12 protein-coding genes are annotated in these 12,622 nt (G+C 59.5%); 7 read left to right on the forward strand and 5 right to left on the reverse strand.

Annotated elements, in window-relative coordinates; genetic code table 11:
• Positions 1-24 precede the first annotated feature (24 nt).
• The gene (purM, locus tag DV706_RS13020; RefSeq protein ID WP_006064545.1) at positions 25-1,020 is read left to right on the forward strand and encodes a phosphoribosylformylglycinamidine cyclo-ligase; all 996 of its coding nucleotides are present in this window, start codon (positions 25-27) and stop codon (positions 1,018-1,020) included.
• 417 nt (positions 1,021-1,437) lie between these two features.
• Here purM and DV706_RS13025 read toward each other — a convergent pair whose 3' ends face one another.
• Both DV706_RS13025 and DV706_RS13030 read right to left on the reverse strand, forming a co-directional pair.
• Positions 1,438-1,860, reverse strand: a complete 423-nt coding sequence (locus DV706_RS13025; RefSeq protein ID WP_006064546.1) for a universal stress protein — start codon at positions 1,858-1,860, stop codon at positions 1,438-1,440.
• Between the two features lie 152 nt (positions 1,861-2,012).
• The gene (locus DV706_RS13030) at positions 2,013-2,525 is read right to left on the reverse strand and encodes a macro domain-containing protein (RefSeq protein ID WP_006064547.1); all 513 of its coding nucleotides are present in this window, start codon (positions 2,523-2,525) and stop codon (positions 2,013-2,015) included.
• 121 nt (positions 2,526-2,646) lie between these two features.
• Here DV706_RS13030 and DV706_RS21795 point away from each other — a divergent pair, with 121 nt between their 5' ends.
• Positions 2,647-2,814: a DUF7331 family protein gene (locus tag DV706_RS21795; protein ID WP_006064548.1), complete on the forward strand. Its 168-nt coding sequence runs from the start codon at positions 2,647-2,649 to the stop codon at positions 2,812-2,814.
• A gap of 596 nt (positions 2,815-3,410) precedes the next feature.
• Here DV706_RS21795 and DV706_RS13040 read toward each other — a convergent pair.
• The 3 genes from DV706_RS13040 to dpsA form a co-directional block, all read right to left on the reverse strand.
• Positions 3,411-4,688, reverse strand: coding sequence for an IS4 family transposase (locus tag DV706_RS13040; protein ID WP_049889733.1), 1,278 nt, complete (start codon positions 4,686-4,688; stop codon positions 3,411-3,413).
• Between the two features lie 196 nt (positions 4,689-4,884).
• A complete protein-coding gene (locus DV706_RS13045) occupies positions 4,885-5,160 on the reverse strand; it encodes a hypothetical protein (protein WP_006065520.1) in 276 nt (91 codons plus the stop codon).
• 219 nt (positions 5,161-5,379) lie between these two features.
• Positions 5,380-5,925 carry a DNA starvation/stationary phase protection protein DpsA gene (dpsA, locus tag DV706_RS13050; protein ID WP_006065521.1) on the reverse strand — a complete coding sequence of 182 codons (546 nt, stop codon included), beginning with the start codon at positions 5,923-5,925 and terminating at the stop codon, positions 5,380-5,382.
• 205 nt (positions 5,926-6,130) lie between these two features.
• Here dpsA and DV706_RS13055 point away from each other — a divergent pair, with 205 nt between their 5' ends.
• The 5 genes from DV706_RS13055 to DV706_RS21480 all read left to right on the forward strand — a co-directional run bounded on the left by DV706_RS13055 (position 6,131) and on the right by DV706_RS21480 (position 12,610).
• Positions 6,131-7,600 (forward strand): aldehyde dehydrogenase family protein, encoded by a 1,470-nt coding sequence (locus tag DV706_RS13055; protein ID WP_006065522.1) that lies wholly within the window; start codon positions 6,131-6,133, stop codon positions 7,598-7,600.
• A gap of 430 nt (positions 7,601-8,030) precedes the next feature.
• Complete coding sequence (locus DV706_RS13060; protein WP_006065523.1) at positions 8,031-9,629, forward strand: SLC13 family permease; 1,599 nt, start codon at positions 8,031-8,033, stop codon at positions 9,627-9,629.
• 381 nt (positions 9,630-10,010) lie between these two features.
• Complete coding sequence (locus DV706_RS13065) at positions 10,011-11,147, forward strand: YhjD/YihY/BrkB family envelope integrity protein (protein ID WP_006065524.1); 1,137 nt, start codon at positions 10,011-10,013, stop codon at positions 11,145-11,147.
• A 93-nt stretch (positions 11,148-11,240) separates the two neighbouring features.
• Positions 11,241-11,663: a hypothetical protein gene (locus DV706_RS13070; protein ID WP_006065525.1), complete on the forward strand. Its 423-nt coding sequence runs from the start codon at positions 11,241-11,243 to the stop codon at positions 11,661-11,663.
• A 233-nt stretch (positions 11,664-11,896) separates the two neighbouring features.
• Complete coding sequence (locus tag DV706_RS21480) at positions 11,897-12,610, forward strand: hypothetical protein (RefSeq protein ID WP_006065526.1); 714 nt, start codon at positions 11,897-11,899, stop codon at positions 12,608-12,610.
• Positions 12,611-12,622 lie beyond the last annotated feature (12 nt).

Below are 12,622 nucleotides of genomic sequence, written 5' to 3' on the forward strand. Positions count from 1 at the left end.
CTCACCCCGAGAGGTCGTTCAGACATGACCGATCCAGCGGACGACGATGCTGCAACGGAACAGCTCACTTACGCCGACACCGGCGTCGACATCGAAGCCAGCGAAGACGCGACTGCAGCGCTGCTCGAGGCCTTTGGAAGCGATCTGACGACCGAGTACGCGGGCCTGATCGACATCGGCGATCGCTATCTCGCCCTCGCGACTGATGGCGTCGGCACGAAGCTCATGGTCGCCGAAGCCATCGAAGACTTCTCGACGATCGGCATCGACTGCATCGCGATGAACGTCAACGACCTCGTCGCCGCGGGCGTCGAACCCGTTGCGTTCGTTGATTACCTCGCGATCGACGAACCCGACGACGACCTCACCAACGAGATCGGCGAAGGGCTCGCCGTCGGTCTAGAGGAATCCGGCATGACGCTCCTCGGCGGCGAGACAGCTGTCATGCCCGACGTCGTCACGGGCTTCGACCTCGCAGGCACCTGTGCCGGCCTCGCCGGCAAGGACGAGATTCTCGAGGGAGAGGCACAGGTCGGTGACGTCCTCGTCGGCTTTGCCTCGAACGGCATCCACTCGAACGGCCTCACGCTCGCTCGCGAGGCAGTCACGCGCGACCACGAGTACACCGACGCGTTCCCCCACGACGACGATCGGACGATCGGCGAGGAACTGCTTCGGCCGACGCGGCTCTACACGTCTCTGCTCGAGCCAATGCGTGAACACGGTGTTCGTGCGGCGGCCCACATCACGGGTGGTGGCTGGACGAACCTGCTCCGGATGGGCGACCACGAGTACGTGATCGAGGATCCGTTCCCGGCCCAGCCGATCTTCGAGTTCGTGCAGGCTGAAGGGAAGGTGACGGACGAGGAGATGCACCGAACGTTCAACATGGGCACCGGCTTCGTCGTCGCCGTTCCCGAAGACCGTGCCGAGGCGCTCGTCGCCGACACCGACGGGCAGATCATCGGCCACGTTGAAGCGGGCAACTCGGTCGAGATCCGCGGGCTCTCGCTGAGCTGAGCCTGCGCATACGACGATCGCACAAAGCCGTTTCCGGCGCTGGCGAGGCCTAGTTGTGTCCAGTTGCAACCGAAACGGGCCGTCTGTCCCCGCTATCGAATTATCTGTTCTTCGACACCATCGTGCTCGAGGATACCGCAAACGCAGTCACAACAGCCGGTGCGACGAACACAGCAGCGAGGGGAGAGACAGCAAAAAGCCGCGGAGTGCGCTGCCGTTCTCGCTTGGGGGTGCGGTCAACCGTCAGGAGACCGTCTGGCTGCTGTCACGAGTCATCTCCGGTCTCTGAAAGTGGAGAAGCAGTTGGAACGGACTCGAGACGGCGATCCTCACTTCTGACGGACTGCTGCCCGTCAGTTCCGACGCGACCGCGTGCAGTCTTGCGATTGTGCTGGGAAAGAGGGACGGCAGACCGTGTTAGACCGCCTGAACGGGTGTCTCGGTGAGACGGATGACCCGGTCGGTGACGCTCCCGAGTGGCGTTGTCCGGTCGTTGGTCGCTCCCCGACGGCCCATCACGATCAGGTCGGCGTCGTTTCGTTCCGCATGGGTCGTGATCTTTTCCCACGGAAGCCCTCGGCAACACTCACAATCGACCTCGAGGCCGAGTTCATCGGCACGTGCTTTGATTTCGTTGAGCATCTCGGTGGCGTCGTCCTCGAGTTTTTCGTGTTCGGCCTCGACGCTTCCAAGCGCCGGCGGTCGTCCGTGGCGACGTTCGTCGACGACGTAGAGACACACTACTTTTGCGTCGTACTGGTCGGCGAGGTTGAGGCCCTGTTCGACGCCGCGGGCTGCCTGTTCGCTGCCGTCGGTCGGAATGAGGATTGTATCGTACACTATTAATCACCTGCGTAGTAGTTGGTGACCGTACATAGTAAAACTACTACCAGTTCTCATCTCATAGAAACAAGAATCTAGGTTCACGCCACCGGTTCCGACGGACTCGCAGGCCACCGTGGGGTAGAGTGCCAGTCGAGGAACGCGGTTTCTCAACTCGACGCCGCGGTGTCGGCAGTCGCTGCGCGGATCGTCTCGTACTCATCGTCGCTGTATGCGATCAGACGCACATCCTCGAGTGACGCTGGCTCGTATACGTCGATCGTTTCGCCGATGATCTCGGCACCGTCGGCGAGGTCGAAGCCGGCGACGCCACAGCCAAGCGCTGGGATCACGAGCGATCGGCAGCCGAGTTCGTCAGCTCTCTCGAGCGTGTTCTGGGTCGCATCGCGGATGCTCTCAGCGGTCGCCTGGCCGTCGCCGTAGTGAGGCATTGCAACCGCATGGATGACGTAGTCGGCGTCGAGGTCGTAAGCGTCGGTGACCGCGACTGCACCGAGTTCGATCGGTCCGTTCTCCATGGCCTCCTCGTTGATCTCTGCGCCTGCGCGCCGCCGAAGTGCGCCAGCAACACCAGACCCCATTCGGAGACTCGTGCCGGCGGCGTTGACAAGGACGTCGGCTGACTGTGCAGCGATATCTCCCTGAATGACGTCGAACTGCATACATGGGGGTACGAGAGCGACTGATTTCAAGCTGGGCCGTGAAATCGTCTGCGCGTCGGCCCCACCGTGAAGTTAGGCCAACCAAAACCTTTTTAGATTTAGGCTCGCCTAACTCCTCCTAATGGACGCACCCGTCCGCAGAGAAGATACCGAATCCGACGAGACAGCCGAGGAGCCGACGGCGATCGTGACCAGTCACGAAACCCGACCCGGCAAAGTCGTCTTTACCGAACGCGACAACACCGACGGCTGGATCGCAGCCGATTGCGTTGTCGACCTCGAGCGCTGAGCCGTTTCATCGATCGAGAACGACTCCCCGACGCGTGAGGCCCCCCATAGCGGACGGTTTCTGACGGTGGCTTGTATGTAACGCCGTGGATTCGTGATCGATCTGTCGTTCGGCCAGTGACTGTATCCATGTTCAATGTTCTCGAGTCGCATCCAAACGAGAAGCCGTCGTCGGTGAATTCATGCGATAAATACCATAAAATGTCTCGCGATAGAGTATGACTGATACGCCAACTGGTAAAAACAGCGTGTGACATCCAAGTGAAGAACATACCGTTCAGCACAGGAGAAAGAATGGGCACACTGACTGTCTGCTATTTTTACTGAACCAGCCCGCTTATTCGGGGTTGCCGAGCAGATCTGACCAATAATAAAATAGCAAGATGATAATTGCCATTAGAAACCCGGATAGAACTCCAGAGACGAGGGGGTCACCGAAGAGACGAGAGACGAATCCTATTGCTATTGGCAAAATCAGTAGAAGTAGAATTGATTGCTTGAGGGTGAGTGCAGTATCTATCTCAGTCATCATCTGATAATAACTACTCTGCTACGTATTCTCTTCGCCGTTCAGTTTGCACTGTCATTGATCTTTAGCTAAACCTCAGCGGTCGGTTGGATGGTGGTAGCGAGTTGTTCTTGGAGGATTGGTCGTTGCTTGTGGATCTTCTGAGCGTCTTCGATCAGTCGTTGTAGCAGTGGCGGCGGTGAGTAGGCGAGATATTCTCTCAGTTCACGGAGGATGAGCTGGGCGTGCGACCGAAAGGTCGCCGCCCAGCGTTCCGGCGGGAACACGATCCCATCATCAGCGTGCTCGATGACCAGCCCGAGCAAATCACGACTCACGACCAATGATAACAACGCTGCGTACAGCAGAATCTCTACGATATGCTTCTTCGTTGTGTCGAACTTGTCTAGCTCGTACTGAGTCTTGAGTTCTCGAAACAACAGCTCTACTTCCCATCTACATCGGTAGATCGTCGCTAGATCGGCCGGGAGAAACTCTTCCCGAGACAGGTTCGTGATGTACAGATGATAGTCGTCGTCGTCCTCGTTGCGGACGCCGACGACGCGGAACCGTTTCGTATCATGTGACTGCGTGCCCGCGTACTCTCGCCGGTCGAACTCGACCTCGACTTCCACGTCGATGTATTTGCGGGAAAGGTCGTCGACGATGTCAAAGATTTTCTCGCCTTCCAAGGGAATGGCGCGGCCGCGCCATTCCCGTAATTCCTCGGTTACAACCGGGTTTGCGCTCTTTTTCAGCCGGCTAACAAAGTAGCCGTCGTTCTCGTCGATCAACGCGAACCGCCGGTACTTGAAGTAGGCGAGATCGAAGATCGCTAATCGTTCTTCCAGCCACGAACCTGTGTTGAACAACGTGCTGTCATGCGTTTTCTCGTCTGTGACGCTGAAGTGTTCGACCGTCTGATCAGTGACGTTGTGGAGCAGGTGGAGCTTCGCTCCAGCCTGCTCCTCGTGACGTGCTTTGTACTCTTCAGAGAGCAACTCGTGCAACCGCAGGACGGTTCCATCAGCGATCATCACGTCCCGAAAGCGGTCGAACTCATCAGAGACGGTGTGAGGCACAGCGACCTCGTCGAACCCGTATTCGACGAGGTCGCGGAGGTACTCTGCGAGTGTCGGAGTCAACCGCTGATAGAAACCACCCGGAGAGATCGACTCGTCAGCAGTGGAGTTGTAGGTTCGTCTGAAGGCTGCAAGCGTTCGGCTTTCGCCTGCGGCGAAGCCGAACGCAAACGACCAGACAAGTGGCGGGAGCTGAAGCTTCCCCTCGCGCTCGACCACGCCGACACCTTCGGCGTGGTCTTCGAGTGCTTCAGAAGGAAGGAGGTTAGTGAGACGACGTTCAATATGACGTGAGGAGGGTTCTGTGTGCACAGCTGAATCCTCCTCATTCCTTCCGAAAAGTTGTCCCGATAAGCCGCCGCAGTCATGCGATTCTTCGCTTAGCTAAAGACGGATGAGTTTGCACTGTCTATTCAACACGACTTCCGAAACCGATCACCAACCAAGGGTTTCAGTCAGTCTGTTGCTACGTCCTCTAACCCTACTGAACAGTTGTTTCGATAGCTTCCAGTTCATTTTTCCGGAATGACGACGGTGCCGCGTTCGGATTATTCTCTTCTAAAGCGCCGATTTTCCACAAGATTCCGGCCCGCATTTCTGCTTTCGGAGGCAGGCGTCCGCTCGTCTCAACCTCATACTCCACCGCATCACAAATTGCGGCTAAGTCCTCTTTCGTGAACGCTGCCGATCCCTCTCGCTCGAATCGCCCTACAGCGACCCTGATTTCATTTCGGAGTTCATCAACGGTTTGTGCCATACCTGTCACGACACGCACCGACATTGTCTTTGTTCCGGTCAAACCCCGTTACAGACGATGGCCCCGGAACCGGATAGAACGTTCAGCCGTTGTTAAACACAAGCAACAGCCGTGGTTCAGCTGTTGTTAAACACAAGTAACAGCCGTGAGTCGAGTCTCTGCTGGCTCGGTTCTCTAACTCGTAGAAAAACAACCCGTGAGCGGTCGCCGTCCGACTCGTTACTTCGTGGCCTCTTCGAGCACCAGCGTGTCGTCTTCGAGGTAGTGCTCGAAGTGGTGGCCGTCTTCCTCGAGCGTCACGAGGATTTCACGCAGGATTTCAACGGTGGCGTAGTCGCCGAGGTTTTCTGCGAGTTCGATGCTGTTGCGCATCGACTCGATAATGTCGCCGTACATCTCGAGGTCGTTTTCGAACATCGTGCGGACATCGTAGACGTCCTCGCCCTCGAACTCAACGGTCGCTCGCCGCTCCTGAGCGGTCGGCCCGGAGACGGGGACGCCGCCGAGAGCCTGTGCGCGCTCGGCGATGATGTCTGCGCCTTCCTCGACGTGTTCGTAAGCCTCTTCGAGGAACTCGTGAAGCGGCAGGAACTCTGCCCCCTCGACGACCCAGTGGTGCTTTTTGAGCTGGTGATACAGCACGTATGCGTTTGCTAGTTCCGTGTTCAGCGCGTCGACGATCTGTTCGGCTTTCTCTTGCTCGAGTCGAAGGCTGTTCTCTTCGACGGAGTCGGCCTGTTGGCGGACGGTCTTCTGGGTGCTCATCGTACGTTATCGATACACTCGCATCACACTTAAACGTTGCCCATGACAGAATAATTTTTCTGTATATAGAAACTGCCCTTCGTGGCTAAGAATACTATGTTGTTCTTTCTGCAAGAGAAACGAGTTTCGGAGTGGTAGTATACACTCGTTTGTATTTTTTCAAGTATGAGTAAACATTTTTAGTATGGAGGTCCAAGGAGTGAGTATGGCAACGAGAGTCGCACAGCGGAGAGAGCGGATCTACGTCGATGGGGAGTGGCTCGAAACCGAGAGTGTCATCTCAGTCTCGGATCTCGCAGACGGCGGTTCCTTCGCACAGGTCGCCGCCGCGGATCCAGCCACGGCACACGCTGCACTCGAGGCGGCCCACGAGATCAAACCGGAACTGCGCGAGACGACGGTCGTCGAGCGCGCGAAGTGGTGTGAAACGATCGCTGAGGGCCTTCGCGAGCGCGAAGAGGAACTCGCAGAGATCATTGTTCGCGAGGCTGGCAAGCCAATCTCGTCGGCCCGCGGCGAGGTCGAACAGGCCGCGACGCGGTTCGACCGTGCAGCCGAAGAGGCGCGCAACATCGTCAGCAAAGGCGAGTATCGCGAAGGTTCGACCGAGGGCCACGAGGGCTGGCAAGCGATCGTCAAACACGAGCCGATCGGTGCGGTGCTCTGTATCACGCCGTACAACTACCCGCTGGCGACGACGGCATTACAGGTTGCCCCTGCACTTGCCGCTGGGAACAGCGTCCTGCTCAAGCCCGCGAGCAAGACGCCCATCTCGGCAGCGGTCCTCGCCGACGTCATCGCCGACGTCGACGGCATTCCGGACGGCGCGTTCAACTTCGTCCCCGGCGAGGCAAGCGAGATTGGTGATCTCCTCTCGGGCGATGACCGCATCAACGCGATCGCCATGACCGGCTCTTCGGGTGCCGGCAAACACGTCGCCCGCGAAAGCGGCATGGTCAACTTGCATATGGAACTCGGCGGCAACGCGCCCGCGATCGTCTTTGACGACGCCGACCTCGCCGACGTCGCAGGCAACTGCGCGAAGGGGTCGTTCAAGTACGCCGGGCAGCGCTGCTCGGCTATTTCGCGCGTACTCGCACACGAAGACGTCCATGACGAACTCGTCGACCTGATCGACGGGCAGATGGACGCCTGGCAAGCCGGCGATCTCTTCGACGAGGACACCGCGCTCGGCCCGCTTATCTCCGAAGACCAGGCCGACTGGGTCGAGGAACTCGTCGAGGACGCCGTCGAGAAAGGCGCCGAAATCGTCCGTGGCGGCGAACGCCGCGCCCCCGAGGGCGTCCCGGACGATCTCGGAGATCAGTTCTTCGAGCCGACGCTGCTCGCGAACGTCCCCCACGACGCCCGCATCGTCGACGAAGAGCAGTTCGGCCCCGTTGCCGCCATCACGACGTTCGCGGACGAGGACGAAGCCCTCGAGATCGCCAACGGCTCCAACCTCGCACTCGACGCGGCAGTCTTTACGAGCGACTACAAGCGTGCGATGCGGCTGGCCAACCGTATCGACGCGGGCGCGGTCCGGATCAACGGCGCACCAAGCCACGGGCTTGGCGACGTCCCCTTCGGCGGCAACAAAGACTCCGGCATCGGCCGCGAAGGGCTCGACGCCTCGATCCACGAGATGATGCGCAAGAAGAGCATCGTCCTGTAACCGACCCCACTCGAACCCGCTTTCCCCGTTGGCTGCGCGGCTTTGCACCTCCGCTCTCTCGAGGAGCGACCAGCTCCCTCCATCGTGCTTTTCGTTGCATGGTGCTGCCCATGCCGATGACCTATAGTAGCCACTGAAAGTCAATGTACACCTGATCGCACGATGGCTGTGCGATCAGTGTTAAATCGTTTCAGTTGTTACTATACCCGTCCGTGACGTCGTGACTGCGCTGACATCGAACGAGACGATACACAGCAAACAGACACTCAGCGCTTCTGTCACTGATTCTTACAATCCCATGTCGCATAGCACGACCGATGAGTAGGGAATCCGAGATTCTGTCGAGCGGTCTCACAAGCCGATTCCGTGGAAGGGGACAACGACGAAGCCACAAGCACCGCGAGGGCGACATTTGGATTCGAGCGACGAAATGAGAACCGCGGCTGGGGCAGACTCGAGTACGTCGACGGAGGATGAGGACGAACCGGATGTGCTGACGCGTGAGAATCTGGGGCTGCTGGTGGGGCCGCTCGCCTTCGTGATCGTCTACGTGGGAACGCCGTTTGCCATTCCGAGTGACGCGAACGCGGTGTTAGCCGGGACGCTCTGGATCGCGATCTGGTGGATGACGGAAGCAGTCCCGATCCCGGTGACGAGTCTGCTTCCGGTCGCGTTGTTTCCGCTCACTGACGTTGGAACCGTCGCGGATGCCACCACGCCGTATGCTGACCCGATCATCTTCTTGCTCCTCGGTGGGTTCCTGCTCGCGCTCGCGATCGAATACTGGGATCTCCATCGGCGTATCGCACTGACGATCGTGAATCTCGTCGGTGCTAGCCCCGGACGGTTGCTGTTCGGTTTCATGCTTGCAACGGCCGTGCTCTCGATGTGGATCTCGAACACGGCGACGGCCATGATGATGGTCCCGATCGGGACGGCAGTCGTTACGCAGTACGTCACGATACAGGAGACGGACGGGGACGGGCAGACGGAAACAGCGGACGACGACACAACAGCCGAGCACCGCGACAACCCGAATCAGGAGGCGACGATGGCGACAGCAGAGACGGTCCCGGATACCGAGGACCTTCCCCGATCACGGTTCGGGATCGCGTTGCTGCTCGGTATCGCCTACGGCGCCTCGATCGGCGGGGCAGCGACGATCATCGGCAGTCCGCCCAACGCCGTTTTCGCTGGCGTGGCCGGCGCGAGTCTCGGCGTCGACATCGGGTTTTTCGACTGGATGCTGTTTGCGCTCCCCGCTTCGGCGATCCTTCTGGTGGCGACCTGGTATCTGTTGCTGGTGTTGCTCCGGCCGGAACGCGTCCCCGAATCCGGGATCGAGGACGTCGTACAGGCCGAACTCGAGGCGATGGGAGCACTCGGACGCGGCGAGCGCCGCGTGCTGGCCGTCTTCGCGATCGTCGCCGGCGGCTGGATCCTTCGGCCGTTCATCCTGGAACCGATCGTGCCGGCACTGACCGACGAGACGATTGCCATCATCGGGGCGATCCTGTTATTCGTCGTTCCAGTCGATCTCCGGGAGCGGGAGTTCTTGCTCGAGTGGGAGGCGGTTGCAGACCTTCCGTGGGGAGTCCTGTTACTGCTCGGTGCCGGGTTCTCGATCGCGAACGCGTTCCAGCTGAGTGGCCTTGACGAACTGATCGCCAACGCGTTAGCCGTCTTCGCCGACGTGCGGCTGCTCGTGTTGCTGCTCATCATCGCAGGGGTCGTCGTCTTTCTGACCGAGATCAACTCGAATACGGCGACCGCAACGGTGTTCATGCCGATCATGATCGGGCTCGGCGCAACGCTCGGGATCGACCCACTCGGGCTAATGGCGCTCACTGCGCTTTCGGCGTCGTTCGCGTTCATGCTCCCGGTCGCGACACCACCGAACGCGATCGTGTTCGGAGCCGGCTACTTGACCATCCCGGATATGGTGCGAATCGGGATCTGGCTGAATCTCTTGGGAATCGGCGTCACCGCACTGCTGACCTTTCTCTGGTTTCCGTTCGTGTTCGGCTAGGCGTCTCTGGAATCGCCGAAGAACGATCGAATGCGACGTGCTGTCCGTAGATTCGTCCGGACCGCTGTCAGTCATGCCGGTGCACCCGCGACCCGACCGGGAGGTTGGGACCGCAGACCGTATCAAGGCGGCTCAGTCGAGTTCAAGTGGGTCGATCCTCGCCCGCCCGCTCGAGCCAGACAGTCTTCATCTGGCTTGACTCCTCGAGTCCCTCTTCATCGGTTTTCCGACCGAGGCGGGAGGATACCCACCCTGCCGACACGGGGGCCGTCGAATCGACGCTTGAGGGTATCGAAAAGCCGTAATCGAGAGTCGGGGCCAAAAAGCAACACGGGTGTTGCAAGCCGACGGCCTATTTTGGTTCGGTCCCCTTCGTTTTCTATGTTCAGCGACCTTCGGGACGGCCTTTCGTTCGGGAAGACGGTCGTCGATGGGATTCAAGAGAAGAACGTCCCGTTCATGGCCGCGAGCATCGCGTATCAGGCGTTTATCTCGTTACTGCCGTTGCTCGTGCTGGTGTTCTTTCTCGTCACGATCGTCGGCGACGAGACGTTTGCGGCCGAAGTCACGGCAACGACTGAAGACTTCCTCCCTGAAAGCGGCCAGCTGTTAGTCGAAGAATCCCTCGAGGAGTCACCTGCGACGGCGGGATCGTCGATAATCGGACTTGTCGTGCTCCTGTGGGGGTCGCTGAAAATATTTCGTGGACTGGATACAGCCTTTTCGGAGATCTACGGCACCACGAACGAGGGTTCGTTCGTCGACCAACTCCGTGACGCCATGCTCGTCTTCGGCGCGATCGGTGGCGCACTGTTCGTGGCGGCCGCGACGGGCATCCTGTTCGCGTTTCTTCCCGCGATTCCAGGGCTGGGTGTGGTCCAATCGCTCCTGCTCGTGGTCGTCCTCGCAGTCGCGTTCTACCCGATGTACTACTACTTCCCCGACGTCGGCACCTCCCGGCGAGAGGTCATCCCCGGCGTCGTGCTCGCGGCTGTCGGCTGGATGGCACTCCAGTCGCTGTTCCGAGTGTACGTCTCGTTCGCCGCTGATTCGGAGGGCGCAGGCCCAGTTGGTGCCATCCTCCTACTGTTGACGTGGCTGTACTTCGGCGGGCTCATCCTGCTTTCGGGCGCCGTCGTCAACGCGGTCGGGACCGGGTATCTCGAGCCCACTGACGACGCCGAGACGGATGACGATTCAATCGCCACCACCGACCGTGACGCGTTCGTCGACGACCGGACGCGGGAACGTGAGCGTCTCACCGACCGTGCCGACAGGCTCGAGCGTGAACGCAATAAACTCCAGCATGACCTGCACGCCCAGCGCGAACGCCGCTATCAGCTCGAAGACCGAGTGACGGCTCTCGAGGAGACCGCCAGCACGCTCGAGGTCGAAAACGAGCGGTTGCAAAACGAACTCGAGGCCCAGACGCGACAGGAACCGGCGTGGCGACAGTTCGTGCAAGCGGTGCTCAATCGCGTACAGACGTTCAAGATCGCGGTCATCAAACGAGACTGACGGTGATCCCGACGGCGGTGGACTCGATGGGTGGTCATTACGCTCGTTGACGGAGTCGGGACAGCTTAGTAACTCCCGCTCGCACGCACAGTCGTGTCGCGCCCGGTACGAGACGCTCGACGACGGATCGAAAACGAACATCCCGACATCGTTGCGGGCATCTCTCATTGTGCGGATCACGTCGCCGAGCCCTGGGACACCGCCCGGACCACCGATAGCGATGCGGTTTCCAAACGGCTGCAGTCGGCACTCGAGGCGACGGGCCTGCTCGAGCAGCTGCCACTGGTGCTTGCAGACGTCGTCGCGGCGATGGGGTATGAGTTGCGCGCCCAGCCAGTCCCAGCGCCGCCGTACGTCGTCGTCACGAGTCGCGGCCCGATACTGCGAGCGACGATCGAACCGGGGCGGCTCGTCGTTCGGTTCGACGCCTTCGAGGTCGTCCGTGATGACGACCTCGAGCAGCCACCGGCGTATCGACGGCGAGATGGTATCCGACTCGATATATCACTCAGATGATGTTCGGGTGCGGATATTGGTGAAATCTCGCGGCGAGCATTCAGAGTAGCAGTGTTGTCAGAAATCAAGGAAACTATCGTTAGCAGCCGCGCCGACCGACGGAGTCGCTTGGGTTAGTCACTGACACCTCTTCTATACCAGTATCTGTTAGTGAACCGTATGGCATTGTTTCCTGTTAATAATATCGTCAAGTTCATTACCAACAAGTCATAACCAACTGCTGGTAACTCCTCATGACGACAAACCCACACTCGACATCCCGCCGAAAGCTGCTTGCAACATCCGGTTCGATCGCGCTCATTGGCGCCGCGGGCTGTCTCGGTGACGACGACGGAGACAACGGCGATGAAGACAACGGCGGCAACGGCGACGAAACGACAGCGTCGACCATGACTCTTCTCGTGGAAGGCGTTGGTGGCCACGATCACGACGACGGTGACGATCACGACGACGGTGACGACCACGATCACGACGGTGACGATCACGACGACGGTGACGACCACGATCACGACGGTGACGACCACGACGGCGACCACGACGACGACCACGGTCACGGTCTGAGCGACCACGATATCGAGCATGCCTGTGGCCACATGGATTACGACGAGCGCGAGGACCTTACCGCAGGCTCCTCAGAAGACGACGCACCGACGATTTCGGACACCCACCAGCCGTTCGAGGTCACAATCGAAGGTGACAACGGCTACGTCGTCTTCGAAGTTGACGACCACGACGACGATCACGACGACGACCACGACGACGACCACGATCACGATCACGACGACGACACGTTCGCGTTCTTCAGCGACGTTGTCGATTCGATCGAGGTCACCGACGGCCACGTCGAGTACGAAACGGAGGACGTCGACGGGTGTGACGGGATCGAAGAGTACGCCATCGTCGAACTCCACGACGGACGTGCAGTGCTCCGACTTACCGGCGAGTAACGATCTGTCGAT

It is taken from the genome of Natronorubrum bangense (genome assembly GCF_004799645.1).
GTDB classification, from domain to species: Archaea; Halobacteriota; Halobacteria; order Halobacteriales; family Natrialbaceae; genus Natronorubrum; species Natronorubrum bangense.